Origin of the sequence: Novosphingobium sp. G106 (assembly GCF_019075875.1) — a bacterium.
Classification (GTDB): domain Bacteria; phylum Pseudomonadota; class Alphaproteobacteria; order Sphingomonadales; family Sphingomonadaceae; genus Novosphingobium.
In genome coordinates, this window is record NZ_JAHOOZ010000001.1 from 2410357 (window position 1) to 2435778 (window position 25422).

General features: G+C 64.5%; 25 protein-coding genes, 1 other RNA gene and 1 pseudogene. 13 read left to right on the forward strand and 14 right to left on the reverse strand.

Annotation, left to right across the window (positions count from 1 at the left end):
* Positions 1-196: 196 nt before the first annotated feature.
* Complete coding sequence (locus KRR38_RS11510; protein WP_217401580.1) at positions 197-448, forward strand: hypothetical protein; 252 nt, start codon at positions 197-199, stop codon at positions 446-448.
* A 3-nt stretch (positions 449-451) separates the two neighbouring features.
* Here the strand turns inward: KRR38_RS11510 and KRR38_RS11515 are convergent, their stop codons facing one another.
* The 3 genes from KRR38_RS11515 to mscL form a co-directional block, all read right to left on the reverse strand.
* Positions 452-955, reverse strand: coding sequence for an asparaginase domain-containing protein (locus KRR38_RS11515; RefSeq protein ID WP_217401582.1), 504 nt, complete (start codon positions 953-955; stop codon positions 452-454).
* Between the two features lie 101 nt (positions 956-1056).
* Positions 1057-1437: a transfer-messenger RNA gene (gene ssrA / locus KRR38_RS11520) on the reverse strand.
* A 25-nt stretch (positions 1438-1462) separates the two neighbouring features.
* Positions 1463-1888 (reverse strand): large conductance mechanosensitive channel protein MscL, encoded by a 426-nt coding sequence (mscL, locus tag KRR38_RS11525; RefSeq protein ID WP_217401584.1) that lies wholly within the window; start codon positions 1886-1888, stop codon positions 1463-1465.
* A 155-nt stretch (positions 1889-2043) separates the two neighbouring features.
* Between mscL and KRR38_RS11530 the strand changes: the two genes are divergently transcribed.
* The 5 genes from KRR38_RS11530 to KRR38_RS11550 are packed head-to-tail and all read left to right on the forward strand — an operon-like array spanning position 2044 to position 5504.
* Positions 2044-2670: a LemA family protein gene (locus KRR38_RS11530; protein WP_375293418.1), complete on the forward strand. Its 627-nt coding sequence runs from the start codon at positions 2044-2046 to the stop codon at positions 2668-2670.
* 23 nt (positions 2671-2693) lie between these two features.
* Complete coding sequence (locus tag KRR38_RS11535) at positions 2694-3473, forward strand: YgcG family protein (protein WP_254514759.1); 780 nt, start codon at positions 2694-2696, stop codon at positions 3471-3473.
* A 7-nt stretch (positions 3474-3480) separates the two neighbouring features.
* Positions 3481-4266, forward strand: coding sequence for a YgcG family protein (locus KRR38_RS11540; RefSeq protein ID WP_217401588.1), 786 nt, complete (start codon positions 3481-3483; stop codon positions 4264-4266).
* 9 nt (positions 4267-4275) lie between these two features.
* The gene (locus KRR38_RS11545) at positions 4276-4959 is read left to right on the forward strand and encodes a TPM domain-containing protein (RefSeq protein ID WP_217401590.1); all 684 of its coding nucleotides are present in this window, start codon (positions 4276-4278) and stop codon (positions 4957-4959) included.
* Positions 4956-5504, forward strand: coding sequence for an NUDIX hydrolase (locus tag KRR38_RS11550; protein ID WP_217401592.1), 549 nt, complete (start codon positions 4956-4958; stop codon positions 5502-5504). The genes KRR38_RS11545 and KRR38_RS11550 overlap by 4 nt, the downstream gene beginning before the upstream one ends.
* Positions 5505-5747: 243 nt before the next feature.
* Here KRR38_RS11550 and mmsB read toward each other — a convergent pair whose 3' ends face one another.
* The 6 genes from mmsB to KRR38_RS11580 form a co-directional block, all read right to left on the reverse strand.
* On the reverse strand, positions 5748-6617 hold the full coding sequence (gene mmsB / locus KRR38_RS11555; protein ID WP_217401594.1) for a 3-hydroxyisobutyrate dehydrogenase: 870 nt from the start codon (positions 6615-6617) through the stop codon (positions 5748-5750).
* Positions 6614-6985, reverse strand: coding sequence for a hypothetical protein (locus KRR38_RS11560; protein WP_217401596.1), 372 nt, complete (start codon positions 6983-6985; stop codon positions 6614-6616). Before KRR38_RS11560 ends, mmsB begins: the two co-directional genes overlap by 4 nt.
* Before the next feature lie 42 nt (positions 6986-7027).
* Positions 7028-7810 (reverse strand): enoyl-CoA hydratase-related protein, encoded by a 783-nt coding sequence (locus KRR38_RS11565; RefSeq protein WP_217401598.1) that lies wholly within the window; start codon positions 7808-7810, stop codon positions 7028-7030.
* Entirely contained in the window at positions 7807-8850 is a 1044-nt protein-coding gene (locus KRR38_RS11570; protein WP_217401600.1) for an enoyl-CoA hydratase/isomerase family protein, read from the reverse strand. Before KRR38_RS11570 ends, KRR38_RS11565 begins: the two co-directional genes overlap by 4 nt.
* An 11-nt stretch (positions 8851-8861) precedes the next feature.
* The gene (locus KRR38_RS11575; protein ID WP_217401602.1) at positions 8862-10007 is read right to left on the reverse strand and encodes an acyl-CoA dehydrogenase family protein; all 1146 of its coding nucleotides are present in this window, start codon (positions 10005-10007) and stop codon (positions 8862-8864) included.
* 127 nt (positions 10008-10134) lie between these two features.
* Entirely contained in the window at positions 10135-11556 is a 1422-nt protein-coding gene (locus KRR38_RS11580) for an aldehyde dehydrogenase family protein (protein ID WP_217401604.1), read from the reverse strand.
* A 297-nt stretch (positions 11557-11853) separates the two neighbouring features.
* Between KRR38_RS11580 and KRR38_RS11585 the strand changes: the two genes are divergently transcribed.
* From KRR38_RS11585 to KRR38_RS36015, 4 genes and pseudogenes are all read left to right on the forward strand, one after another.
* The gene (locus tag KRR38_RS11585) at positions 11854-12387 is read left to right on the forward strand and encodes a flavin reductase family protein (protein WP_217407229.1); all 534 of its coding nucleotides are present in this window, start codon (positions 11854-11856) and stop codon (positions 12385-12387) included.
* A gap of 71 nt (positions 12388-12458) precedes the next feature.
* Positions 12459-13226: an SDR family NAD(P)-dependent oxidoreductase gene (locus KRR38_RS11590; protein ID WP_217401606.1), complete on the forward strand. Its 768-nt coding sequence runs from the start codon at positions 12459-12461 to the stop codon at positions 13224-13226.
* A 2-nt stretch (positions 13227-13228) separates the two neighbouring features.
* Positions 13229-14008, forward strand: a complete 780-nt coding sequence (locus KRR38_RS11595) for an alpha/beta fold hydrolase (protein WP_217401608.1) — start codon at positions 13229-13231, stop codon at positions 14006-14008.
* 395 nt (positions 14009-14403) lie between these two features.
* Positions 14404-14604: pseudogene (locus KRR38_RS36015) on the forward strand (helix-turn-helix domain-containing protein); the annotation flags it as partial.
* Positions 14605-14607: 3 nt separating this feature from the next.
* On the opposite strand, the gene KRR38_RS11605 reads toward KRR38_RS36015, so the two are convergent.
* From KRR38_RS11605 to KRR38_RS11625, 5 genes are all read right to left on the reverse strand, one after another.
* Positions 14608-15663 carry a hypothetical protein gene (locus KRR38_RS11605; RefSeq protein WP_217401611.1) on the reverse strand — a complete coding sequence of 352 codons (1056 nt, stop codon included), beginning with the start codon at positions 15661-15663 and terminating at the stop codon, positions 14608-14610.
* Positions 15664-15666: 3 nt separating this feature from the next.
* On the reverse strand, positions 15667-16704 hold the full coding sequence (locus tag KRR38_RS11610; protein ID WP_217401613.1) for a hypothetical protein: 1038 nt from the start codon (positions 16702-16704) through the stop codon (positions 15667-15669).
* A 117-nt stretch (positions 16705-16821) separates the two neighbouring features.
* Positions 16822-19143: a TonB-dependent receptor gene (locus tag KRR38_RS11615; RefSeq protein ID WP_217401615.1), complete on the reverse strand. Its 2322-nt coding sequence runs from the start codon at positions 19141-19143 to the stop codon at positions 16822-16824.
* 253 nt (positions 19144-19396) lie between these two features.
* On the reverse strand, positions 19397-20716 hold the full coding sequence (locus tag KRR38_RS11620) for a cytochrome P450 (RefSeq protein WP_217401617.1): 1320 nt from the start codon (positions 20714-20716) through the stop codon (positions 19397-19399).
* A 184-nt stretch (positions 20717-20900) separates the two neighbouring features.
* Positions 20901-21236 carry a 2Fe-2S iron-sulfur cluster-binding protein gene (locus KRR38_RS11625; protein WP_254514760.1) on the reverse strand — a complete coding sequence of 112 codons (336 nt, stop codon included), beginning with the start codon at positions 21234-21236 and terminating at the stop codon, positions 20901-20903.
* 345 nt (positions 21237-21581) lie between these two features.
* Between KRR38_RS11625 and KRR38_RS11630 the strand changes: the two genes are divergently transcribed.
* The 3 genes from KRR38_RS11630 (at position 21582) to KRR38_RS11640 (ending at position 25417) form a co-directional block, all read left to right on the forward strand.
* On the forward strand, positions 21582-22868 hold the full coding sequence (locus KRR38_RS11630) for an amidohydrolase family protein (protein WP_217401619.1): 1287 nt from the start codon (positions 21582-21584) through the stop codon (positions 22866-22868).
* A 19-nt stretch (positions 22869-22887) separates the two neighbouring features.
* Positions 22888-24321, forward strand: coding sequence for an SRPBCC family protein (locus KRR38_RS11635; RefSeq protein WP_217401621.1), 1434 nt, complete (start codon positions 22888-22890; stop codon positions 24319-24321).
* 124 nt (positions 24322-24445) lie between these two features.
* Positions 24446-25417: an enoyl-CoA hydratase/isomerase family protein gene (locus KRR38_RS11640; RefSeq protein WP_217401623.1), complete on the forward strand. Its 972-nt coding sequence runs from the start codon at positions 24446-24448 to the stop codon at positions 25415-25417.
* Positions 25418-25422 lie beyond the last annotated feature (5 nt).

Genomic DNA, 25422 nt, shown 5'->3' on the forward strand with positions numbered 1-25422 from the left:
GGGGAAGGAACAGGCGCGCCTATGGCCCAAGCCCCAGCGCTTGGCAACAGAGCCCGGACGCTGGGGTTTCGAAGCTGGCGAAAGGGTTAGCGAGTCGGAAACATTTACACTTAGCGGCGGCTTAACCATGGGCTTGCGCGGATTTCCGCGGCTGGCATGATGGTTGCTACCTCAGGCCCTACAAGAAGAGGTCGAAATGCTCGAGAAGATTGCCAGGCTGTTCAAGATCAAGACGCGTGCCGAGGCGTTCCTGATCATCTATGCCCTGGCGACGGGCGCGGCCCAGCGCGGCTCGGTCTATCTCCAGCAATATCCGGGTTTCGGCGGCAAGCTATTGTTCCTCGCCTGTACCGGCGCGGTGTTCATGGCCGGCGGCAAAATCCTCGACTGCCTGCGCTATGAGCGCGAACGCGCCGAGACGGCGGCGTTGCAGGCCAGCGAGGCCTGAAGCTCAGCTGTCGGTCGCGACGAATTTGCCCTGCGCGCGATCCTTGACCACGCGATCGGCGCGGAAGACCGAGCCATTCATCGCGATATAGACGCCCGGCTCGGCCAGTTGCACGGCGCCGAAAGCCATGCCGAGGTTGAAGCTGGCATCGCTTTCGCTGAACCGCGCCGGGGCCAGGGCGCCGACGAGCACGATCACCTTGCCCGTCACGTCGGCCAGCGCTTTCGCGGTCTCGGTCATCGTGTCGGTGCCATGGGTGATGACCACATGTGCCTCGGGCGCCGCGGTCACGGCGAGGCGGATCACGGCACGGTCGACGTCGGTGAGTTCGAGGCTGTCCTTGCGGGTCACTTCCTCGACCCGGAAGGGGTGCCGGACGCGGCCGATCTCGAGCAGCCGCGCGACGACCGTCTCGCCGACCCGATAGTCGGAAAGCGCGTCGAAATAGATCTTGTCGATGGTTCCGCCTGTGGTGAGCAGCAGGATCGGGGTGTCGCTGGAAAGCATGGCACCTCGCAATGTCATCGAAGCGGGAAAGTGGGGTGGTTCTGTTGCCCGGCCCACACGTTTGACGTTTGGGCGGACCGGGCGCCACCCTCGGAAAAAACGGTGGGGTGGTTCTGTTGCCCGGCCCACCCCAGGCCGCTGGTCTCCGTTCTGTTACCCGGTCGGTCCAACCGTGTTCTAACTTTGTAACTTCAGGGCGTTAGCCCCTAGAATTACGCCGCGAGAGCAAGTGCTTCGTTGTCGTTGGCACTTATGAGTTTTGAGCCTTGAACGGGTTACTCAGCCCGGGCAAAAACAGCGTTTTTCAACACACGTCGATCCTAGTTCGGCCCCAACATTATCCCTGCGACAACAGGGAAAGTGGTGGAGCCGCCGGGTACCGCCCCCGGGTCCGCTGTGCCTATTGCACGCCGCAGTTTATCACCATAGCCGGTCGAAACCGGCAGGACCCATATAGGCGCTCGGTCGTGAATGTGAAGTGAGCGCGTTACCCGGTCAGGCCAAGGGTCAGGGACGCCGCTTCAACTCGTCGCGGATTTCAGCCAGCAATTCGACCTCGCTAGGGCCGGCCGGAGCGGCTGCGGGCGGCGGCATCATCTTGTTGGCCTGGCGCACGATCAGGAAGATGACGAAGGCCATGATCAGGAAATTGATGATCGCGGTGACGAACGAGCCATAGCCGAGCATGGCCACGCCGGCCTTCTTGAGATCGGCGTAGCTCTCCAGCGATCCCTTGTAGGTCGCCGGCACGTCGCCGAGGATGAGGAACTTGTTGGTGAAGTCCATGCCGCCCGTGACCTTGCCGATCACGGGCATGATGATGTCTTCGGTCAGCGAGGTGACGATCTTGCCGAAAGCCGCGCCGATGATGACGCCGACGGCCAGATCGAGGACATTGCCGCGTGCGATGAACGCCTTGAATTCACTGAGCATATGCGTCTCCTCCTGCCATTCATCCCGCGAACTTGATTGCCAGCAAACAGCGGGACTGTCCACAAATGCACCCGCCGCTTGCGAAGCCCAAGTTCATCTCTACATTCCGCGACGATGCCCGGCGCTTTGTCCGGGTCGGTTGAGGAGCCGCCTGCATGACCGCATCCAATGCACTTGGCCGTCTGGCCATGATCGGCCGTTTCGCCTTCGCCGCGCTTGCCGCAGCGAGCCTGGCCGCCTGCGGCATCAATTCGGTGCCGACCGCCCAGGAAAACGCCAAGGCCAAGTGGGCCGACGTCCAGGCGGCGTTCCAGGAACGCGCCAATCTCGTGCCGAACCTTGCCGCCGTGGCCAAGGGCGCGGCCGAGCAGGAGAAAGGCATCCTGACCGGCGTGGTCGAGGCGCGGGCCAAGGCGACCTCTATCCAGCTCAATGCAAACGATCTCACCGATCCGGCCAAGATGGCGCAATTCCAGGCAGCGCAGAACCAGCTTTCGGGCTCGCTGGCCGGTTTTGGCCGCCTGCTGGCCAATGTCGAGGCCTATCCCGAGCTCAAATCGATCACCAACTATCAGATGCTGCAGAGCCAGCTCGAGGGCCAGGAGAACCGCATCCGCGTAGCGCTCCGCGACTACAACGAGGCGGTGCGCGACTATAACACGCGCGTCCGCACCTTCCCCGAGATGATCGGCGCGACGATCCGCGGTGCCAAGGAAATGGTGCCCTATCAGGCTGCCACGCCGGGCGCCGAGGTTGCACCGAGCCTCGAAGGCAAGATGTAAGCACGGCTGCGACGATGCAGCCAATGCGACATTTGCTGACCCTCTGGTTCGCGCTGCTGGTCGCACTGGCGGGCTTTGTCGCGCCCGCTCAGGCCGCGCCGACCTTCCCGCCGCTCACCGGGCGGGTGGTCGACGCCGCCAACATCCTCCCACCGGACGTCAAGACGCGGCTCGACCAGAAGCTCGCCGGGCTGCAGACGCAGTCGGGCCGGCAGCTGGTCGTGGTCACCCTGCCCGACCTTCAGGGCTACGAGATCTCCGACTACGGCTACCAGCTCGGCCGCGCCTGGGGGATCGGCAGCAAGGACAAGAACGACGGCGCGCTGCTGATCATCGCGCCGAACGAGCGCAAGCTCAGGATCGAGGTCGGCTACGGCCTCGAAGGCGTGCTGACCGACGGGCTTTCGTCGCTTATCATCAACCAGCAGATCGTGCCGAAGTTCAAGGCCGGCGACATGCCCGGCGGGATCGAGGCCGGGACCGACGCGATCATCCAGCAGCTCACCCTGCCCGCCGACCAGGCTCAGAAGATCGCCGCCGAAGCCAACCGGCAACCGGCGAAACAGCAGGGTGGCGGCTTTCCCTGGGTCTTCCTGATCTTCGTCTTCCTGTTCTTCATCCTGCCGATGCTGCGCGGCGGCGGCCGGCGCTACCGTAGCGGCGGCCTTGGCTCGGTGATCCTGTGGGATGCCCTCAACAGCTCGCGCGGCGGCGGCGGAGGCTGGGGTGGCGGAGGCGGTGGCGGCGGCTTTTCGGGAGGCGGCGGCAGCTTTGGCGGCGGCGGCTCCTCGGGATCCTGGTAGCCCCGCGATGCTTCGGGGGGTCATCCTCGTTCTGCTGGGCTGGCTGGCCCTCGCCGCGCCAGCCTTTGCTGCGGGGCCGACATTCCCCGCGATGAGCGGGCGCGTGGTCGATGCCGCCAATGTCATACCCGACGACATCGAAGGCATACTGACGATCAAGCTGGAGACCCTGGAGACGCAGTCGCGCCGCCAGCTGGTGATCGTGACCTTGCCCGACCTGCAGGGCTACGAGATCTCCGACTACGGCTACCAGCTCGGCCGCGCCTGGGGCGTCGGCAGCAAGGAGAAGAGCGACGGCGTCCTGCTGATCGTCGCGCCCAAGGAGCGCAAGGTCAGGATCGAAGTCGGTTACGGCCTCGAAGGCGTGCTGACCGACGGATTCTCGTCGCTGATCATCAGCCAGGAGATCGTGCCGAAGTTCAAGAAGGGCGACATGCCTGGCGGCATCGAGGCCGGCGCCGATGCGATCATCCACCAGCTCACCTTGCCCAAGGCCGAAGCGGAAGCGCTCGCCGCCCAGCCGCCGCCCAAGCAGGACAACAGCTTCGCGATCGCCGTGTTCGTCGCCTTGATCCTGGGCTGCACCCTGTTCTTCCTGCTTATCCTTTGGCCCACGCGAATCCCCCGGCCCGGCAGCCGCAGCTATAACAGCGCCGCCGGCGCCGCACCGGTCACCGTCTGGAATACGAGCAGCAGTTCGAGCGACTGGAGCAGTAGTAGCAGCAGCAGTTCCGACAGCTTTTCGGGCGGCGGCGGCGATTTCGGTGGTGGCGGCGCCTCGGGCGATTGGTAGGAGAGCAGCATGGCATCGATCACTCCGATGAACGACAGCGACCGCGAGCGGGTCAGCGCCGCCGTGGCCGCGGCCGAAAGCCGGTCCGCCGGCGAGATCGTTACGATCATGGCGCAGCGCTCGGACGACTATGCCGACGTCGCGCTTGCCTGGGCGGCCTTCGTCGGCCTGCTGGCGCTGGCCGCGCTGATGATCGCGCCGGACTTCTACCTCGGCCTTTACGAGCGGCTCACCGGCGGCTGGGTGCACGAATGGACGCCGCGTCTGGTGTTCGGCGTCGCCTTGCTGGTGACCACGCTCAAGGTCGGGGGCACGTGGCTGATCCTGCTCTGGCGCCCTCTGCGCCTCTGGCTGACCCCCGGGCCTATCCGCCATCGCCGCGTGCGCGAGCGCGCTGTCAGCGCTTTCAAGATCGGCGCCGAGCGCCGCACGCACGGACGCACCGGCATCCTCATCTACCTCTCGCTCGCCGAGCACCGCGCCGAGATCGTCGCCGACGAGGCGATTGCCTCGAAAGTGGCACCTGAAGTCTGGGGTGACGCCATGGCGGCAATGCTGACCGAACTGAAGCAGGACCATCTCGCTGACGGCCTCATCGCCGCAGTGGAGAAAGTCGGCACCGTGCTGGCCGAGCACTTCCCGCGCGCCGAGGACGACCAGAACGAACTACCGGACAGGCTGATCGAACTATGAGTGATACCAACGAACCCGACGAAGTGGTGTGGCAGGGCAAATTCATCACTGCGCGCAAGAAGGGCAAGTGGGAATATGTCAGCCGCGCCCGCGGCATCCGCGCGGCGGTGATCCTGGCGATCGACGAAGACGAGGACGGCGACGAGTACGTCATCCTGGTCGAGCAGTTCCGCGTGCCCCTAGGGCGCCCGAGCATCGAACTGCCCGCGGGCCTTATCGGCGATCACGACGAGCACGAAGGCGAAGACGACTCGGTGGCCGCCGCCCGCGAGTTGGAGGAGGAGACCGGCTACCACGCCGAGCGGATGGAGGAGATCGGCCAGTTCTATTCCTCGCCCGGCATGGTCAGCGAGAGCTTTACGTTGTTTCGCGCGCACGGCCTGACCCAGGTCAGCGAAGGTGGCGGCGTGGAAGGCGAGAACATCACCGTCCACCGCGTCAATCTCGACCGCATCGAACGCGCGATCGCCGAATGGCGTGCGCAGGGCCGTGCGATCGACGTGCGGTTGCTGATGCTGCTGGGGCGGAGCTTGCTCGGACTGTAGCGCAAGGGCCTTCGACAAGCTCAGCCTGAACGGATGGCACGTTAGAGCACTACCAACTTTCACTGAGCCCAATTCGTCATCCCGGACTTGATCCGGGATCCCGCTATTTTTTCAACCTTGCGTTTGCACGCAACAAGCGGGACCCCGGATCAAGTCCGGGGTGACGATGTCATTGAAAGGTGGTCACACTCTAGAAGCAAACCCCGCTCGGCCTGAGCTTATCGAAGGCCCGCGCGCCAACCGTCACAGCGTCGTGAAGATGGCGCCGAAGTCCTTGCCGCCGTTGCCGGCTTCGTTGAACGCCTCGTAGATCGCGGTGGCGTGCTCGCCCATCGGCACGGTGGCGCCTGCTGCTTGGGCCCCGGCCATGGCGAGGCGCAGGTCCTTGAGCATCAGCGCCGAGGCGAAGCCGCCCTGGTAGCCGTTGTCCGCAGGGCTCGCGGCGCCGACGCCCGGCGCGGGCGTATAGTCGTTGAGCGACCAGTTATAGCCGGTCGACTTCGAGCTTATCTCGTAGAACTTCTGCATCGACAGGCCGGCCTTCTCGGCCAGGGCCAGTGCCTCGCAGGTGCCGATCATGTGGATCGCCAGCAGCATGTTGTTGCACATCTTGGCGACCTGGCCCGCGCCGAGCTCGCCGGCGTGGATCACCGCCTTGGCCATCGGTTCGAGCACCACCTGCGCCTTGGCGAAAGTCGCCTCGCTGCCGCCGACCATGAAAGTCAGCGTGCCGCCGTTGGCCGCGGCGATGCCGCCCGAGACTGGCGCATCGACCATCTCGTAACCCGCCGCCTTGGCCGCCTCGCCGACTTCGCGCGCGGTGGCAACGTCGATCGTCGAGCAGTCGAGGAACAGCGCTCCCTTGGGCGCCTGGCCGATCACGTCGGCGCTGTAGACGCTTTTCACGATCCCACCGTTGGGCAGCATCGAAACCACGGCATCGACGCCCTGCACGGCATCGCGCACGGCCGTATAGACCGCGCAGCCGTTGCCCTTGGCCTTGTCGAGCGCCTCGGCGGCGAGGTCGAAAGCATGGACCTCGTGCCCAGCCTTGACCAGATTCACGGCCATGCCGCCGCCCATGTTGCCGAGGCCGATGAACGCGATTTTCATGTCAGTGCTTCTCCTGTCGCCATCCAGTGTCGCCCCTTCTCGGTGACGACGAAGGACGGCTCGAAATGACCCGTCGGTTCGAATGCCAGAATGCCGTCGCGCTCCAACCGGCTGATGGTCACCTTGTCCATCCACACGCGGTCCTTGTGCAGCCGCAGTCCGCCCGCTGGCAGAGGCCGACCGCCGGTGATGCGGCAGTAGGTTCGCAGATAGGCGAGGCTGCGCAGCGCATCGGCGCTGTCCGGCTCCGCGGCGTCGGCATGCCACCAGGCCAGTTTCTGGCTACCCGGCAGCTTCTGCTTCTCAGTCGTGAACGCGGGTGGTGTGGGCAGATCCACCCGCGCGAACTCTTCATCGAGGATCGCCAACGCCTCTCCCTTGCGCGGAAAGACCGGTGGCGCCGCCACGGCTTACTTGCCCTTCCACACCGCCGGGCGCTTCTCGACGAAAGCCTTCATGCCTTCGGCCTTATCCTCGGTCGCGGCGAGAATGCCCCAGGTGCGGCGCTCGTAGAGCAGGCCCTGCTCGAGCGTCGTCTCGAAGGCGACGTTGACCATTTCCTTGTTCAGCAGCGCGGCGAGGCGCGGCATGCCGGCGATCTCCGCAGCGATAGCGACGACGGCATCGACGAAGCCCTCGGCCGGAAGGATGCGCGCGACCAGGCCCGACTTCTCGGCCTCCACCGCGTCCATCATGCGGCCGGTGAGGCAGAGGTCCATCGCCTTGGCCTTGCCGATCGCGCGGGTCAGGCGCTGCGTGCCGCCCATGCCCGGCGCCACGCCCAGCTTGATCTCGGGCTGGCCGAACTTGGCCTTCTCGGAAGCGATGATCATGTCGGCCATCATGGCGAGCTCGCAGCCGCCGCCCAGCGCAAAGCCGTTGACCGCGGCGATCCAGGGCTTGCGCACGACATTGGCGATGCCCTTCTGCCAGCCGTCGAAGAAGGCCTGCGAGAAGAACTCGGTGGCCGGCTTGTCGGCCATTTCGCTGATGTCGGCACCCGCGGCGAAAGCCTTTTCGCCCGCGCCGGTAAGCACGGCGGCACCCTGGCTGTCATCGGCCTCGAACTTCGCGAAAGCGTCGATCAGTTCCTTCATCACAGTGGAGCTCAGCGCGTTGAGCGCCTGCGGACGGTTGAGCTGAATCAGCGTGACGGCGCCGCGCTGTTCGACCAGGAGGGTTTCGTAGCTCATAGCGGTTTCCATTCCTTATCGGCCGGCAGCGGCGCGAAGATTGATTCGATAAGTTCATCGGTCACGCCTTCGGGCGTCGCCGGATCCCACTTCGGATCGTTGGTCTTGTCGACGATCACGGCGCGCACACCCTCGGCGAAGTCGGGCCGGGTCAGCACGCGTGCGGCGATACGGTATTCCATCGCCATGTTGTCGGCGAAATCGCCCAGCCTGGCGCTATCGGCGAGTTGGCGCAGCGCGACTTTGCAGGTCTGCGGGCTCTTGGTGTGCAGCGTAGCGAGCGTCTTTGCCGCCCATTCGCTGGGATCGGCTTCGAGGCTGGCAAGGATGTCCTCGTAGCGGTCCGAGGCGAAGTGCCTGGCGATCTCGCTGGCATGCGCCGCGATCTTTGCGTCGGGCGGGGTCACGGACAGCGCGGTGAGCGCGCCGGCGATCTCGTGCCCGGCGACGATCCGCGCCTTGGCTTCCGCCAGCTGGTCGGCCGGCAGGTAGTGCGTCGCAAGGCCGGCCCAGACGCACTCCGAACCGTCGATCCGCGCGCCGGTAAGCGCCAGGTACTGGCCGAGGCGCCCCGGCAGGCGCGACAGGAACCAGCCGCCGCCGACGTCCGGGAACAGGCCGATCCCGGTCTCGGGCATGGCGAACCGGGTGTTCTCGGTCGCCACGCGGTACTTCGCGGGCTGCGAGATGCCGACGCCGCCGCCCATGGTGATGCCATCGACGAAAGCGACCACCGGCTTGGGATAGGTGAACAGCAGGTGGTTGAGCTGGTATTCCTCGTAGAAGAACGCCAGCCCCGAGACGCCGTTGTCGGTCAGCGCCGAATTGCGCAGGAAGGCAATGTCGCCGCCGGCGCAGAAGCCCCTGCCCTCGCTGTGATCGATGATCACCGCCTTGACCGCGGCATCGTCCTTCCAGGCGAGCAGCGCGTCGGTCATGGCGTGGTCCATCGCCGCGGTCAGCGCGTGGATCGCCTTGGGCCGGTTAAGTGTGAGGAAGCCGACGCCACTCTCGCGGCGCGTGATGAGTTCGTCGGTCATGACATTACCGTTCATTGGCGAAGCAGATCGCGGCCGATGATCATGCGCATGACTTCGTTCGTCCCTTCGAGGATGCGGTGAACGCGCAGATCGCGCCAGAAGCGTTCGATCGGATAGTCCTTGAGATAGCCGTAGCCGCCAAACATCTGCAGCGCCTGGTCGACGATCTGCGAGCCGTTGTCGCTGGCAAGGCGCTTGGCCATGGCAGCGAAGCGGGTCTTGTCGGGCGCACCGGCGGTGACCTTGGCGGCGGCGAGGTAGAGCAATGCGCGGCTGGCCTCCAGGTCGGTCGCCATGTCGGCCAGGGTAAACTGGGTGTTCTGGAAGTCGGCGATCGGCTGGCCGAACTGCTGGCGCTCCTTCACATAGGCGATCGCCTCGTCGAGGCAGCGCTGCGCGCCGCCGAGCGAGCAGGCACCGATGTTGAGGCGACCGCCGTCGAGGCCGGCCATGGCGAAGCGGAAGCCGTCGCCCTCGGCGCCGACGCGGTTCTCGACCGGGACCTTGACGTTGTCGAAATTGACCTGCGCGGTCGGCGAGCTATTCCAGCCGAGCTTCTTCTCGTTCGCGCCGAACGAAACGCCTTCCCAGTCCTTCTCGATGACCAGGCAGGAAATGCCCTTGGCACCGTTATCTCCGGTCCGGACCATCGTGACGTAGAAGTCGTTGACCCCACCGCCGGTGATGAACTGTTTCGAGCCGTTGACGACGTAATGGTCGCCTTCGAGCCGCGCGGTGGTGCGCAGGGCGGCGGCGTCGGAGCCCGAACTGGGTTCGGTCAGGCAGTAGGACCCGAGCTTTTCCATGCCGACGAGCTGCGGCAGGTAGCGCTGCTTGACTTCGGCTCCGCCGAAGCGGTCGATCAGCCAGCTGGCCATGTTGTGGACCGAGATGAACGCCGCGGTCGACGGGCAGCCGTAGGACAGCGCCTCGAAGATCAGCGCCGATTCGAGCCGGCCGAGATTGATCCCGCCCATCTCTTCGGAAATGTAGATCGAGCCGAAGCCGAGCTCACCCGCCTGACGAACGACGTCGCGCGGGAAATGCTTGGTCTCATCCCATTCCGCCGCGAAGGGCGTAATGGCGTCGGCGGTGAACCGGCGGGCCATTTCCTGAATGGCGAGCTGGTCGTCGGTGAGCTGGAACTGTTCGGTCATGGCCGCGCCCTACATGATTTAATCGCTCGGTTAAATCCCCCCGGGCGACATTTTTCGATGCCCTTAGACGCAAAAGCGCCCGCCCCTCCACTATCGGAAGAGCGGGCTGCCATTGTCTCTACGAATCTCAGGCCAGCGCGGCGATGATGTCCTTACCGAACAGGTGCTCGTCGTCGGGGATCACCTTGGCCACCTTGAGCGGGCGCGAGACCCAGGTCTCGTTGATCAGGTCGCGCCAGGTGATATTGTTGTTGGTCGAATTACCGCCCCACGAACCGCAGCCCAGCGAGAAGGTCTGGCGCATGCCGTTCCACAGGTTGCCCGAGTTCGAAGGCGCCTGCGGCTGGTTGACCATGATGCGGCTGGTGAAGGTTTCCGAAGCGAGCTTCAGGATGTTCACGTCGCTCTTCGAATAGATGCCCGCGCTGTGGCCCTGGCCCTGGTATGCCTGGATGCCGTTGGTGATGCGGATCGCGTCCTCGATGTCCTTGGCGCGGTAAAGCGCCATGGTGACCGACAGCTTCTCGCCCGAGAACGGCGCATCGGCACCGAAACCGGATTCGGGAACGATCAGGAAGGTCTTGCCCTCGGGCAGGTCGATCCCGGCCATGCCGGCGATCTTCTCGGCCGACTGGGCGACGATCGCGGTGTTGAGCGCGCCGTCCTTCCAGATCGTGTCCTGCAGCTTCTGCTTGTTCTCGCCCTCGACGATGAAGCCGCCTTCCTTCTGCAGCTTGTCGAGCATCTGGTCGTAGATCTTGTCGAACAGGACCACGGAGTTGTCCGACGAGCACGAGGCCGCGAGGTCCAGCGTCTTCGAGATGCGGATCTTCTCGGCCGCATCGTCGAGGTCGGCCGTGTCGTCGACAGTGATGACGGCATTGCCCACGCCGACGCCGAGCGCCGGGGTGCCCGACGAATAGGCCGCCAGCACCATCGGGCCGCCACCGGTGGCGAGCACGCGGTCGCACTGCTTCATGACTTCATTGGTCTTCTCGACGGAAGGCGTCTCGATCGGGATGACCAGATCGGCCGGGGCTCCGAGCTTGACCAGCGCCTCACGCATCTTGTCGCAAATGATCTTGTTGGTGATCTTGGCGCGCGGATGCGGGCAGATGATGATCGAGTTGCGACCCTTCACGGCCGAGATCGACTTGATCACCGGGGTCGCCTCGGGATTGGTCGAGGGCGAGAGCGCTCCGATCACGCCGACAGGCTTGGCGATCTTGACGATGTTGCGCTCGGGATCTTCCTCGATCACGCCGACCGACTTGTCGTCGATGATGTCCATCAGCGCCGCACGCGTCTTGCGCGAGATCTTGAGGAACTTGCCCTCGTAATTGCCGAGCTGCGATTCATCGACCGTCTGCTGGGCGATCTCTTCCGCCACGCCCGGCTGGGCGACGGCCCAGACCATGCCGCGGATCAGGCGATCGACCTGTTCCTGCGTGTAGTGCGCGATCTGCGCCTGCGCAGCACGGCTGCGGGCGACGAGTTCGGCGACTTCCTTGGCTTCGGGGGTGTCGGCAATCGGGCGGGCAGCGGCCATGTCTGTTCTATCCTTCGCTCAATCGCTGGCATGCCGAGAGGGAAAGATCGGTCGCTGCGGATGCAGCACGATCAGGTCCTCAAGCATCCAGCTCCGCGCCGATCCCTGCACTATTTGCCCCGCGTCCTACAAGACGATTCGCCGCAAGGGCAGTTGCAGAAAACGGCACGGTCTCGTGTATGCTGCAGCCGAGATAGTGCAGCAAAGCGCGGCTTCAATGTACAGCAATTCGGTAAGTCGAACATACATTCGTCATGTTGGAGTACAACACTGTTGCCCTCCCCTCGCCGCTTCGCCATGAACTGCAACACGACCACAAGATCACAGGATGTCCGCGTGACCCAGCCCAGCATCGATTCCGCTCTGTTTCGCCAAGTGCTCGGCGCCTACCCGACCGGCGTCAGCGTCGTCACGGCGACGGGAGCGGACGGCAAGCCAGTGGGCATGGTGGTCGGCACTTTCACCTCGGTCTCGCTCGATCCGCCGCTGGTCGGCTTCCTGCCCGACAAGAAGAGCTCTTCTTGGCCGCAGATCGAAGCCGCCGGCCATTTCTGCGTAAACGTCCTCGCCAGCGACCAGCAGGAAGTCTGCCGCCAGGTCTCGGCCAAGGGGCCCGAAAAGTTCGTCGGCGTCGAATATGCCCTGTCGCAACACAACCTGCCGATCATCGCCAATTCGATCGCGGTGATCGAATGCTCGCTGCACTCGGTGGTCGAGGCCGGGGATCACTGGATAGTGCTGGGCAACGTGCTGGCGCTGGAGGTCACGCGCGACGAGGACCCGATGCTGTTCCACCGTGGCCGCTACGGCGGTTTCGCCGAACTCGTATAAGGCACCTTGACTCCCCCCACCCAAATGCTGTTCGGGTGTTCAGCATTTTTCTGGATTGGGAGAGCATCAGCATGACGAGATCACTGAACGGCCGCGTCGCGGTCATCACCGGCGCGGGTTCGGGCATGGGCCGCTCGATGGCGCTGCGCCTCGCCGAAGACAACGCCAAGATAGCCATCTGGGACATCAACGGCGAAGGCGCCGAAGAGACCGCCAAGATGGTTCGCGACGCCGGCGGCACCGCGCTGGCGATCAAGGCCGACTGCGCCGACCAGGCACAGATCAAGGCCGCGGCCGCGCAGACGCGCGCCGAACTCGGCAAGATCGCGATCCTGATCAACAACGCCGGCATCGCGCCGTTCACGCCTTTCCTCGAGATCGACCTCGCGCTGCTCGAGAAGGTGCTGCGCATCAACACGATCGGCCCGTTCCTCGTCACCCAGGAATGCGTGCCCGACATGATCGAGGCCAAGTGGGGCCGGATCGTCAACATCACCTCTTCGTCGGTCCAGTCGGGCTCGGCGCTGCAGACACACTACACCAGCTCGAAGGGCGCGTTGCTCGGCTTCACCAAGTGCCTTGCCATGGCGCTGGGCGAGCACAACATCACCGCCAACATGATCCCGCCGGGCTCGATCGACACCCCGATGCTGCGCGGCGCCGAGATCATGCAGAAGCCGGGCGCGGTCGAGAACTACGGCAAGGCGCTCCCCGTCGGCCGCATCGGCAAGGGCGAGGATATCGCTGCGGCTGCCGCTTTCCTGGTTTCGGAAGAAGGCGGTTACATGACCGGCCAGACGATCAGCGTGAACGGCGGCCGCTACATGGGTTCGGCCTAAAAATGACCGGCGCCTTCACCGTTCCGGTTGAGGGCGCCACCCTGGCGGGCGAGCGGAGCGGAAAAGGTCTCCCGCTCGTCCTGCTCCACGGCATGGCCGGCGAGCGGCAGGACTGGAATCGCCTGCTCGCTACCCTGCCCGCCGATATGACGACCTTGCGCTACGACCTGCGCGGCTTCGGCCAGTCGCCGAGCGACGACCGCGAATATTCGCATACCGACGACCTGCTGGCCCTGTTCGATGCTCAGGCCATCGAGCGTGCCCCGTTGCTCGGCCTGTCTATGGGCGGCGGCGTCGCGCTCAATTTCGCGCTCAGCCATCCCGAACGCGTCTCGCGGCTGGTCCTGATCAGCCCGGCCATTGTCGGCTGGGAATGGTCCGACGAGTGGAAAGCGCTCTGGCGCAGCGTTTCCCGCGCCGCGCGCGACGGCGACATGGCACTGGCCCGCGAGCGCTGGTGGCAGCACCCGATGTTCGAACTGGCACGGCAGAGCGAGGCGGCAGACGAACTGCGCCACGCTATCGATGCCTACCACGGCCGCCAGTGGATCCGCGACCCCCAGCGCGACGAATTGCCCGACGTCGACCGGCTCCACACCTTGGCCATGCCGCTGCTGCTGCTGACCGGCGAGCACGACGTTGCCGACATTCGCCTCATCGCCGACGTAATCGAGGCCGCCGCGCCCGACGTCCGGCGGATCGACTATGCCGGCGCGGGCCATATGCTCCATCTCGAACGCGCCGCGGGTGTAGCGGCCGAGATCACATCGTTAACGCGATAGCGCCCGCGGCCCGCGATACTTTCGCATGTCGGCAAAATAACGCGTCATTTGTGGTTAATCTCACAGACCCCACACCCGTCATGGATGACATAGGCCTTCTCGATCGTTGTTCACGATCAGCATGAGGACAGCCCGTGACCAAGACCGCGCAAGAATATCCTGTCGAGGCGATGGCATTCCACCCATCATGGCAGCGCGCCGCGCTCGCCAATGGCCACACGCCCCATCGCGAGGGCGAAGACGCCCTGGAATTCCTCGCCGACCTGGCCGACCGCATCGCTTCAGCCTGCATCGAGTCCCAATGCGCAAACGCCAGCGCCCCGCAGGCCGTGCCACTGGGCAACGACGGCACGCAAAGCGACTATTGCCAGATCCCACCTATTCCGCCGGAGCCGCCCTTGTCCGAAGGATCCGGCGTCGAACTCCTCACGCCCGACGGGCACATGCGTCCGCTCGATCACATCCAGGCCGATATCATCCGCCTCGCCATCGACCACTATCGCGGCCGGATCAGCGAGGTCGCCCGCCGGCTCCGCATGGGTCGTTCGACGCTCTATCGCAAGCTCGAAGAGTACGGGATCGAGTACAAGCAATAGGGTCTAGAGGATGACCTTGCACACGTCCGCCGGCGAGGACCGTTCGATCATTCCATAGGTCGACTGCCCGTCCCAGGTGTAGCGCGCCCCGCCCTGGTTGTTGTTCATCCCGTTGACGCCGGGATTGCCGAGGTGGAACGTCGCCAGCGTGGTGACACCATCGATCCGGGTGATGCCCAGTTCCGATTCCAGTTCGAGCGAGACGTCGTCGCCATCGGGCATGATGTTGCGCAGGAACGGGATCTTCGTCGCCCGCGCCTGGTACATCCTGCCGTCCTGGTAGATATAGCCGTCGTTGTAGGTCGATCCATCCTCGCGCGGCGGATAGGCGCAGTAGCCGAAAGCGCGGCCGTCGGGAAACACCGCCGCCTGCCAGCAGTGGCCACGGAATGCGCCCATCGGCCGCACGGACTGGCGGTGGATGCGGTTGCCGACCGCGTGGAAGCTGCGCGTGGTGCCGTCGATCGTCAGCTCGCCCTCGCCGCGGAAGACCTGCTCGACCCGCCAGCCGTAGCCCATCAATCCGGCGTCGATCCGCTCGGCCTCGGTCATGCCGGCGAGCTTGTCGGGGCGGAGGTCCTGCGTCCAGCCGGGTGCCGCCGAGGTCAGCTCGATATCGAACTTCAGCGGGGTTCGGCGCAGCGCGGGATCGACCTCGCTGTCGGCGAAGACGCGGAAATTGCCGGCGATCTGCTGCTCGATGCGGCCGTCATAGGCCTCGTCGTCGAAGCGAACGCGCCATTTGCGGAACGGCTCGATGCATTCGAAGCTGAGCCCGCCCGCCCCGAGCACGCCGTTGGTGGACGGATGCGTCGGCCCGCGCGTGCTCTGGCGCACGATACGACCACCGGCGAAAGCGAAGTTGCAATCGTAGCGATGATTTTCCCAGACCGCGCCAACCGCCTCGAGGCCGATGCGCGGGAAGGCAAAGAGGCCGTTTTCCTCGAACACCCAGATCGAAGCGCTTTCGCGCATCTCGGGATCGTCGGGCTTGCCCGGCAGAAGCTGCCCGTCGAGTTCGGGCTCGAGATCGCCCGACCAGGCCTGCGGCATCGCCATGGTTCAGCCTCCGACCTTGTTGAGCCAGGTCGAGCGCTCGATCATGCCGTAGGCAGTCTGGCCATCCCAGGTGTACTTCGTGCCGCCCTGGTTGAGCGCGAAGCCTGCCAGTTCGCCCTCGCTGCCGACCTTGAAGGTGTTGAGGCAGCCGACACCCTCGATCCGCGTCGTGCCGAGTTCGGACGTCATTTCCAGCGAATTGTTCTGCCCGGTTGGCGACAGGTCGGTCAGCCAGGGGATCAGGGTGGCGGTGGCCGGATACCACTTGCCGTCCTGATAGACGTAGCCTTCATTGTAGGTCGATCCGTCCTCAGCCGGCGGATAGGCGATATAGCCGAAGGCGCGGCCGTCGGGGAACACCGCAGCCTGCCAGCAGTGCCCGCGAAAGGCTTCCAAGGGGCGTACGGACTGGCGATGGATACGGTTGCCGACGGCGTTGAACTTGCGCTCCTTGCCGTCGATCCACAGCGTGCCTGTGCCGCGGAACAACTGCTCCATACGGTAGCCGAAGCCCATCAGGCCGGCGTCGGTCCGCTCGCGCTCGCTCATGCGTGCAAGGGCTTCGGGCGTATTGTCCTGAACCCAGGCCGGCGCGACCATGGTGAGGTCGACTTCGTAGCGGAGCGATATGGTGCGCTCGCGATCGACCGTGTTCGCCGCGATATCGGCCGAAGTCGTGTCGATCGGCGTGCCTTCGTAGCGAACCTTCCAGCGCTTGTAGGGTTCGATGCATTCGAACTGGAGCCCGCCCGATCCCAGAATCGTCGCGCGCCCGTCGGACCCGATCGGCGAATGGCTGACGCCGTCGAACCTGCTTTCGAACAGGGCCCGCCCGTCGGCGAAAGCGAAATTGCAGTCGTAGCGGTGGTTTTCCCAGACCGAGCCGATCGCCTCGAGCCCATTGCGCGGGAAAGCGAACTCGCCGTTCTCCTCATAGACCCAGACCGAGGCGCTCTCGCGCATGTTCGGGTCCTCGGGCTTTTCGGTGAGCATGTAGTCGTAGTGCTCGGCCAGACCGCCGCGCCATGCCGCTTCATCCATCTCGCTCTCCATGTTCCAATTCGCGTCGAATTATCACGCAAAAGGGCCGCGCAACCATGACGGTTGCGCGGCCCCCTGCAAGCGCGATCTGGATCGCAGTGGCGATGCCGCCCGCTATCAGAACTGGTAGCGCAGTTCGCCGCCCCACATCCGCGGCAGGCCGGGGTTGACGACGTTGGTGTTGCCACCGTTCGACGCCGCGTTGCCGCCCGACCAATACTTGCGGTTGCCGAGGTTGCGCACGAAGGCCGAGGCCGACAGCCCCGTCCCCATGATCTCCGACCAGGTCAGCCGCGCGTTGACCAGCACATAGCCGGGCAGCGTGGTGTTGGGGTTGATCGTGTCGCCAACGTTGGAGAAGTTCATCTTCTCCTGGCCATAGGCATCGCCGCGCAACGTCAGCTTGCCGGCATCGCCCAGGGGAACGCCGACTTCGCCAAACAGCGTACCGCTCCACTTGGGCACGTCGGCGAAGGGGCCATAGCGGAACGTCGTGCCGCCGAAAGTGACCGCGTTGTCGGTGTAGCGGGCATTCGTATAGTTACCCGACGCGCCGAACTGTAGGTACTCGGTCGGCCGCACTGTGAAATCGAACTCGAAGCCGGTGATCTGCGCCTTGGGCACGTTGACCGTGCGCAGTGACACGCCGAGCGGCGTCAGCAGATAGGCCGAGCGCTGGATGTTCTTGACCCACTGGTTGAAGAAGTCGGCGTTGAACGTGACCGGAACGCCCAGACCGTTGCCCGCGTACTTGAGGCCGGCTTCGATATCGACCGTCGTCTCGGGCAGGAACAGGTTGCCGCCGTTCTCGGCCGTGACGTTGAGCGGGGTCACCGAATAGTTGTACCCGCCCGCACGCCAGGAACCGCGGTTGGCCACGTAGAGCATCAGTTCCGGGGTCACCTTGTAGTCGAGGCTGGCGGTCCAGCTCGGCTTGCTGGCCGAGGTCTTCTCGGTGCCGGGGAAGAACGGCAGGAAGGCCGAGCCGGGAAGCTGGAAGATCTCGGTTTTGTCGTGAGTCCAGCGGAAGCCGCCCGTCGCGCTGAGCTGATCGGTCAGCTTGAACGTGGCCTGGGCGAAGCCGGCGATCGATTCCGTCGTCCACTGCGCGGTATAGGCGAAGGGCGCTTCGAAGATCGGCTGGCCGAAGGTCAAGTTCGACACGACCTGGTCGCGCTGGTTCAGGTAATAGAAGCCGACCACGTAATCGAGCCGGCCATCGAACGCCTTGCCCTGGAGCTGGAGCTCGTCCGAGAACTGGCGCGTGTTGAGCGTGAAGCCCTTGGTCGGCGTGACCTTGACGCCGTTCGGGTTCACGACGCCCTGGGTCTCGAAGAAGTGATAGGGCGAACCGTCGTAGTCGTAGCCGTCGTCCGACTTGGCGAGGTTGTAGCCGAAGATGTTCTTGACGAGCATGTCATCGGCGACGTCGAACTCGGTCGTGTTGATGACGTAGGTGTCGCTCGCCTTGTGGTACGGCGGATAGCTCGACATACTGACCCACGGACCGACGCGGCGCTGCTCGGCGACCGCCGCGGTGAGGCCGCCCTGCCAGACCGCGGGATGCGTCTGCAGATAGGCGGTCAGGCCCGGGCTCGTCGCCGGGTTGAGCAAGCAGTAGGCGGTGGTGAAGTCCGCCGCCGAGACGCAGGGCTGCGAATTGACCGACCAGAGCTGGTACGGCGTGTTGGTGCCATCCTCGTCGGTGTACTGGAACACCGTGGTGTTGGTCAGCCCGGCCATCGGCGTCAGCTTGAGCGTGGCGCGGATCGACTTCTGGTCGAGGTCACCATACTTGTCGCTCGTGAAGTAGTCTTTGATGAAGGCGCCGCCACCGGTGTAGCTCCCGGCCACGCGCAGCGCGCCTATATCGCCGAGCGGCAGGTTGATCGCGCCCTGGACATTGCGCGCGTCATAGCTGCCGTAGCGACCCTGGATGTAGCCCTCGACCTTGTCGGTCGGCTTGGCGGTCGAATAGAGCACCGCGCCGCCCGTGGCGTTACGCCCGAACAGCGTACCCTGCGGGCCTTTGAGGACCTGAATGCCGCCCATGTCGTAGAAGGTCGACGCGCTGTGCGTGATGATCTGCACTTCATTGACGTAGGGCAGCACGCTCGGCGGCGAGTTGGTGAAGGTGTCGACGCTCTGGCCGCGGATCGAATAGTTGAACGAGTGAACGCCGCCGTTCTGGCGGATGACCAGGCCGGGCACAGCCGCCTGCAGATCGTTCTCGTTGGTGATCGCGCGCTTGTCGAGATCGGCGCCCGAGATCGCGGTGATCGCGATAGGAACCTTCGACAGGCTCTCCTCGCGGCGGCGGGCGGTGACGATGATTTCGTCCTTGCCTGCTCCCGCTTCGGCGGTGTCCTGGGCATAGGCCGCCGGCGCAAATGGCAGCACGACGCCGGCCAGCAAGCCAGCCACGATCAACTTCCTCATATTTTCCTCCTTGTTTTGCGTGCGAAGCGCAAAATCTTCTTTTTACGAAGCAGCGAGATTCTTTTTCTTATCGAGCAGCAAGGCGATGCTGCCCGGTACTCAGCGGTGCTCTTGATTCATTTGATCGCGGTCTACCACCCCAAATTCGACCGGCATGATAATTTTGACACGCAGCGCGGCATTCACGCAACACCTAGACGAGGAACCACCCCCCGTGGCCCTCGTCCGGTGACAATCTCAAATGCTTGTGCCCTCAGCGCTTGCCGTAAGTGATCGGCAGCGATTCGATCGTGTGCGTGGCGACCGTGGGGAGATAGGTGATCTCGCTCTCGGGGATCGCCAGCTTGAGATCCTTCATCTGCCGCGCGACTTCCTGCGCCGCCAGCTTGATCTCCATGCGCGCCAGCGCCAAGCCGATGCAGCGGTGCGGGCCGCCGCCGAAGCCGACGTGGCGGCCCAGGTTCGGGCGGTCCATGTCGAACTTGCGCGGATCGGGGAACACGGTCTCGTCGTCGTTGCCGCTGTCATAGACCAGCAGCATCTGCGCGCCCTTGGGGATCTTGGTGCCGTTGACCACGGTGTCCACGGTCGCGGCGCGCGACAGGGCGCGGACCGGCGGCTCGTTGCGCAAATGCTCTTCGACGAAGCGGTTCATCCGGCGCTCGTCCTCGGCGACGCCCTGGAGCGTCTCCATCATGCCGGGCTTGGTGGCGAGCACATAGAACAGGTTGCCGATCGAGGTCGCGGTCGTGTCGTTGCCGGCGATGACCATCGCACGGATCAGCGACACGGCTTCCTCGAAAGTCAGCTTCTCGATCGTGCCGTCCTCGTTGGTGACCGAGGCATGGACGATGTCGGAGATCATGTCCTCGCGCGGTTCCTTTTCGCGCTCCTTCATCTTGCCGATCAGGTAATGCTGCAGTTCGGCGATCTTGGCGGCGTTGGCCAGCATCGTCTCGCGGCTCTGCATCGCACCGATCTGCGCGGTGACGGCCATCGACCATTCGACGATCTTGGCTTCCATGCCGTGATCGAGGCCCATCTGCTCGACGATGACGCGGATCGTCAGCGGCTGAGAAATGTCCTTCACCGCGTCGCAATGGCCCTTGTCGGCGAATTCAGCGATCAGGTCGCGGACGATCGCATGCAGGCGCGGCTCGAGCTCCTTGACGCGGTGCGCGGTGAAAGCGCGCTCCATCAGCTTGCGGATGCGCGTGTGGTACGGCGGGTCCGACATGATCGCGTCGGGGAAGTAGCCGCCGCCGTGCTCCTTCAGGTAGTTGCGGAACTCGTCGTGCATGCCGCGAGCCTGCTGCTCGTGATAGCCGTGCTGGACCGAGAAAGTGATCGGGTCCGACTGGACTGCCCAGATGTCCTCGTGCCGGGTGACCAGCCAGGTATCGAGACCCTTATCGTAGTAGATCGGGTCGCCCTTGCGCATGGCGCGATAGAAGTCGCGCGGGTGGGCCTGGATATCGTAGCTCTTTAGCGAGCCGTTCTCGAGGAGGTTCTGCTCCTCGGCGGTGAGCGGCACCCGCTCCGATACCTGGGTGTCCGTCGTCTGCGATGCCATGGGCCTGTCCTACTCGCCAAAATTCAGTGTCGATACGCGTCGGGGCCGGGCACCGCGATCATTCCGATCGAAGTGCCGGCCCCGCAGGGTTCGCCATCATAATGAAATTTCGCGGGCCGTTAAGCCATGCCCACCTTCGAAGCGCGGCTTGTCCCGGCAGGCAAGCCGGGACGCTGCTCGGTGCTCAATAGCTGGAGCTCGGCGCCACGGTGACTTCGATCCCGTCGAGATCGGGCTTCATCTTGATCTGGCAGCCGAGCCGGCTCGTCGGCTTCTGCACGTCCGAGACCATGTCGAGCATGGCGAATTCGATGTCGTCGGGCTCGCCGACCTTGGCGAACCACTCGTCGGTGACGTAGACGTGGCAGGTGGCGCAGGCGCAGCCGCCGCCGCAATCGCCCATGATGCCGGCAATATCGTTCTGCTTGCCCAGTTCCATCAGGCTGGTGCCTTCCTCGACGTTGTCGAACGTCGTGGTGACGCCGTTGACGTCGGTCATGGTGACTTTGAGATTACCCATGGTCGCTACTATCTCCCTCGCTCCGCCATGCGGAATCGTTATCTCCCATGCCCAAGAACCCGGCGTGACGCAAAGGCTCTCGCAAGCGGCATCAGTTGACTGCCAAGGCACTCGCCCGGCCGCGCATGCTGACCAAATTCTTAGCATTCGATGCGGCCCTGTCAATTTCGATGCGGCCGCAGCGGGTGAGATATGCCGCAGGCTGTGCTGGCCAGCCGTCAAGGAAAACCGCTTCTGCCCTGCCAGTCATTTGGTCTAGACGGAACGCAGACTATCTCGTTTCCTGTACTGTCCAGCCGCAGTGCCCGCTCCAGGGCATCCAGCGGCGATATTGGGAGAATAGCCGTGGTCAGGACCCTGATCCGCAACGCCACGATCTTCGACGCGACGGGCGCCAAGCCCTTCACCGGCGATCTTCTGGTCGATGGCAATCGCATCGCCGCGGTCGGCGCATCGGCCGCGAACGCCGAAGCCGATACGGTGATCGACGCGACCGGCCTGTTCTGCATGCCCGGCATGACCGAAGGCCACTGCCACCTTTCGTTCGAAGGCGTCACCGCCACCGAAAACCTGATCACGCCCAGCCCCGAGGAGCAGGTGTTCACCGCCGCGCGCGGCGCCAAGGCGCTAATCGAGATGGGCTTCACCAGCGCCTATGGCGCGTCGGAAGCCAAGCTGCGGCTCGGCGTCGCCGTGCGCAACGAGGTCAACGCCGGCCGCCTCCCCGGCCCGCGCATCCGCGCCGGCGGGCTCGAGCTCAGCGTCACCGGCGCGATGGGCGACGAGAGCAAGGAGCACAATCCGCGCATCGGCCCCTCGACGATCATCGACGGCGTCGAGGAAATGCGCAAAGCGGTGCGCTTTCAGATCCGCGAAGGCATCGACAACATCAAGCTCGACGTCTCGGGCGACCCCTTCTACCCCTCGACCCCCGGCTCGTGCACGCCGATGACCTTCGAGGAGATCAAGGTCGCGGCGGACACCGCGCACGGCCTCGGCCGCAAGATCAATGCGCACACGCGCTCGGCCGAGGGCTCGAAACACTGCGTCCGCGCCGGCGTCGACGGGCTGTTCCACTGCGAATATTCCGACGAGGAAATGTTCGACCTGATGGAAGAGGCCAAAGACCGCATCTTCGTTTCGCCGACGGTCGGCCTGCTCCACCAGATCATGGTCGGCGATGCCGCCGCCTGCGGCCTCAGCCCCGAGGTCGGCGGCTATATGGGCATCGGCGAACTGCTGGAGAATTCGGCGAAGACGCACACCGAACTGCGCAAGCGTGGCATTCGCCACCTGATCGGCGGCGACTATGGCTTCGGCTGGAGCCTCCAGGGCCAGCAGGCGGCCGACATCGCGCTGTTCATGAAATACTACGGCTACAGCGCCGCCGACGCGCTGATCTGCGCCACCCGCAACGGCGGCCTGGCGATGATGGACGGCGGCGATCTCGGCACTCTGGAAGCCGGCAAGCTCGCCGATTTGATCCTGGTCAATGGCGATGTGCTCGCCGATGTCTCAATACTCACCGACCGCGAGCGCATCCTGCTCGTGATGAAGGACGGCCAGGTCCAGCGGACCTCGCCCGCCCTCAAGCAGTCCACCCCTTCCCCCGCGCTCGAAGCCGCGGAATAAGCATCAGGAGCTGATGAAAATGAACGTCGAAACCGGCACGTTGAAACCCGGAGAGGCGCGCTGCCCGGCCGAGACCACGCAGGAAATCATCGCGCGCGACAAGGTCGCCGCGCCTGCCTGGGCCGCCAGCGAAAGCTACGAATACCTCGGCAGCGAGGACATCTCGAAAGATCGCTACACGAGCGCCGCTTTCGCCCAGGGCGAATTCGACCGGCTGTGGACGCGCACCTGGCAGATGGCTTGCCGCGAGGAGCATATCCCCGACGTCGGCGACTATTACGTCTATGACCTCGGCCCCTACAGCTTCGTCGTCACGCGCAGCGGCGAGGACGAGATTCAGGCCCATTTCAATTCGTGCCTGCACCGCGGCACCAAGCTCAAGCCCTCGGGCACCACGGGTTTCTCGAACAACCTCAAGTGCCCGTTCCATGGCTGGACCTGGAACCTCGACGGCAGCCTCAAGGAAATCCCCGAGAAGTGGGACTTCAGCCATACCCAGGGCAAGAAGATGTGCCTGCCCGAAGCCCGCGTCGAGCGGCTGGGCGGCTTCGTCTGGATCAACATGGATCCCGAAGCACCGAGCCTGGCCGACTACCTGGGCAAGGAAGTCATGGCGCACATGAACGCCTGGAAGCTGGAAGACCGCTACATCTACCTGCACGTCCAGAAAAGCTACCCGGCCAACTGGAAGCTGACGATGGAGGCCTTCATGGAGGCCTATCACGTTGGCGACACGCATCCGCAGGTCGCCCCGGCGAACGGCGACGTCAATTCGCAGTACGATGTCTACGACGAGCACGTCGACCGCTTCATCTCGACGCTCGGCGTGGTCAGCCCCAAGCTCTACGGCAAGTACAGCGAGCAGGATATCCTCGAGAACTTCACCCTGGGTGACAGCTCGTCGCTGGGCGGCAGCAAGCCGCGGCTCAAGGACGGCCAGCGCGCCCGCCAGGTCATGGCCGACATGTTCCGCGGCATGTTCGAGAGCGCGACCAACACCGATCTCAGCCACGTTTCGGACACCGAGCTGCTCGACACCTACAGCTACACGTTCTTCCCGAACCTGTTCCTGTTCCCGGGCATCTCGCTGCCGATGATCTATCGCTTCCGGCCCGATGCTCGCGACCATCGCCGCACGATCTACGAAGTGATGTTCATGCGCCCGCGCCCCAAGGACGGCTCGGTTCCCGAGACCGCCGAGGTCGAGATCCTCGAGGACCACCAGTCCTTCGCCGAGGCCAAGGGCATGGACCCCGGTTTCGGCGTGATCCTCGATCAGGATACCGACAATCTCTACGCGCAGCAGGAGGGCCTCGAAGCCAGCGCCAAGCCGGGCATCACGCTGGGCGACTACCAGGAAATCCGCGTCCGCCACTTCGAACAGGCGGTCGACAAATACATGGCGATGGAGCCCAAGCTGCCAGACTGGACGAAACTCCAGCGCGACTGCTGATGGAAGGTGCCAATCGGCGTCCATAGTCGATAGAACTGCGGGCGCGTCCGATACGGACGCGCCCGATTTACGCCAAGGATCACGACGTTGCGGCACAAGGCCGCTCGCGAATGGGAGAGAACTGATGAGAGCAACGCTCCGCCGTCCGCCGGCCGAAGAACTGGTCCTCTACAGCAAGGACCCGAAGACCAAGATCGCCACGATCACGCTCAACCGGCCCGACGCGCTCAACGCGCCGACGATCGCGGGACGCCTGCGCTTCGCCGAACTGGTCCACCGCGCAAACATCGACGATGACGTCAAGGTCCTCATCATCAAGGGCGAAGGCAAGCACCTGGGTTCGGGCGCCGACCTCGAGGAACAGGACGGCATGCTCAACCCGCAGCCCGGCACCTCGCTGCTGCACGAGTTCAAGATCCCCGAGGACGGCACGGTCAAGTATCCGCCCGCGGGCTCGTACCGCTTCCTCGGCTCGATCACGAACCTCTACGCCGATGACAGCTATGGCTGCCGTTCGCTGCAGAACTTCAAGAAGATCTCGATCCTCCAGTGCAAGGGCTACACCTACGGCTGGCACTTCTACCTCGCGGGCGACGCTGACATCGTCGTCTCGTCGGACGACGCGCTCTACGGCCACGCCGCCTTCCGCTACGTCGGCTGGGGCCCGCGCATGTGGACCTGGTGCGAGATGATGGGCGTGCGCAAGTTCATGGAAATGGTCTTCACCGGCCGGCCTTTCACCGCGCAGCAGATGTACGACTGCAACTTCCTCAACTCGGTCGTCCCGCGCGAGCAGCTCGAGGAAGAAACGATGAAGTACGCGCTCGCCTGCTCGATGACGCGTCCGAACGACACGGTCGTCGCGCAGAAGACCTTCTTCGAGATCTACAAGCAGCACCGCGGCGAATACATGGGCTCGCTGCTGACCGGCTTCCTCGAAGGCCTCAAGCCGATCATGACCGACGATGCCGGCGGCGCCGACCAGGGCCTCGGCGATGACGTCATGGAGAAGGGTCTCGCCAACTCGGTGAAGGACAACGACCTGCGCTTCCCGGCCGACTGGCGCCTGAGCTTCGGCGGCCGCGCCAAGCCGTGATGACG